The sequence below is a fragment of the Streptomyces sp. NPDC002784 genome (assembly GCF_053592135.1).
In genome coordinates this window covers 1-1722 of record NZ_JBSFVD010000153.1, presented here as the reverse complement: position 1 = coordinate 1722, position 1722 = coordinate 1, and the positions used below count along the sequence as shown (strand labels likewise).

2 protein-coding genes are annotated in these 1722 nt (G+C 71.0%); both read right to left on the bottom strand.

Features of this window, described 5'->3' with window-relative positions; translation table 11 throughout:
* Positions 1 to 1224 (bottom strand): ABC transporter ATP-binding protein (locus ACWD1Z_RS37365; protein ID WP_451125361.1); only part of this gene is annotated, 1224 nt, incomplete at its 3' end.
* Positions 1225 to 1304: 80 nt separating this feature from the next.
* The coding region (locus ACWD1Z_RS37360; protein WP_451125359.1) for a DoxX family membrane protein at positions 1305 to 1722 on the bottom strand (418 nt) is incomplete at its 5' end.

The window sequence follows — 1722 nt, the reverse complement described above, 5'->3', positions numbered from 1 at the left end:
GAGGGGGATGCGGTCCCCGGGCCGGCAGCCCGCTGCCCGGCGGGCGCGCAGGACGAGTTCTCCGACTCCGTAATGGTCGGGCAGCGGGGGTGGCGGCGGGGCCGGTGGGTGGGTTCGGTGGGGGAGGGCGCCGCGGATGCGGTGGATCGTGCCGCGGAGCGTTTCCATGACGGGGTTGCCGTGGCCGTGCTGTTCAGTCCGGACGGCCGCCGTGCGGGGGACCTCCGCCGACCGGGCGCCGACCGTGACGTGGAGCAGGACCTCGTGGCCCTGGTACTCGACATGGGTCACCTTGGCTGTCAGGGGGCGCTCATAGGGGGTGGGTGACGCGTTGACGCGCAATGCCTCGGGGCGCAGGCCGACGAGGAGCGGCTGGCCTTGTACGACCCGCAGCAGCCGGTGATCATCTGTCATCCGCTGCGGCAGTACGAGCTTCTGGGCGCCGAGGCTGAGCGTCATGGCGCCGTCGATGGGCGCGTAGAGGGTGCCGTGCACGAGGTTGATGCGCGGTGTGCCCACGAAGGAGGCGACGAAGGCGTTGGCGGGCAGGTCGTACAGCTCGTCCGGGGCGCCGATCTGCTGCAGGACGCCGTCGCGCAGGACGGCGACGCGGTCGCCCAGGGCCATGGCCTCGGCCTGGTCGTGGGTGACGTAGACGGTGGTCGCGCCGGTGTGACGCACCACGGAGAGGATCTCGGTGCGCAGCCGCACGCGCAGGCGTGCGTCGAGGCTGGAGAGCGGTTCGTCCATGAGGAAGACCGAGGGGCGGCGGATGACGGCGCGGCCCATGGCCACGCGCTGGCGTTCGCCGCCGGACAACTGGGCGGGCGTGCGGCTGAGCAGCGACCTGATGCCCAGTCGGTCGGCGACGGCGTTCACCGCCTGGGTGACGGTGTGCTCGTCGTGGGCGCGGGCGGCGAGGGGGAAGGCGATGTTCTCGGCGGCGGTCATGGTGGGGTAGAGGGCGAAGCTCTGGAAGACCATGGCCACGTCCCGTTCGCCGGCCGGCAGGTCGTTGGCGGGTTGCCGGTCGAGGAGAAGTTCGCCGCTGGTGATGGTCTCGAGTCCCGCGATCATGCGGAGCAGGGTGGATTTCCCGCAGCCGGACGGGCCGAGCAGGACGAGGAACTCGCCGGCTTCCAGGTGCAGCGAGACGTCCTGCACGGCCCGGTGGCCGCCGGGGAAGGTCTTGCTGAGCTGGTTCAGGGTGATGGTGCTTCCCACGGGGTGACTCCTGGGAGGTGAACGACGCCCGCGGGGCCGAGCGGCTCGTCAGCGGCTGCGCGGTGGGGCGGGGGCGGGCTTCAGCGAGTGAATTCGTCGGACGTGACAGCCAGACAGGCGGCTACCAGAACCACGTTCTTGAGGACGTACTGGCCTTCGAGCGTGGGCACGCCGTGGTGCCACATCTGCCCGGACAGCAGTGCCAGGGAGGTGAAGGCGCCGGCCATGTGCGTGAAGAACACGGCCAGGGCGATCCGTAGCAGCAGGCCGGTGACCAGGGCGAGTCCGATCAGCGTCTCCGCGGTGCCCAGCAGCGGCAGGGACACGTGGGAAGGCAGCAGTCCACCGGTGAGTTCGGTCATGGCGGCGGCCGCGATCTCCTCGGCCGGGCTCGCGGCGGGGAAGAATTTGAGCACCCCGAACCAGCAGTAGACGAGGCCGACGCTGATGCGCAGCACGGTGATGCTGCGCGCCCGGTAGTACTCGGCCGCGCGCTGT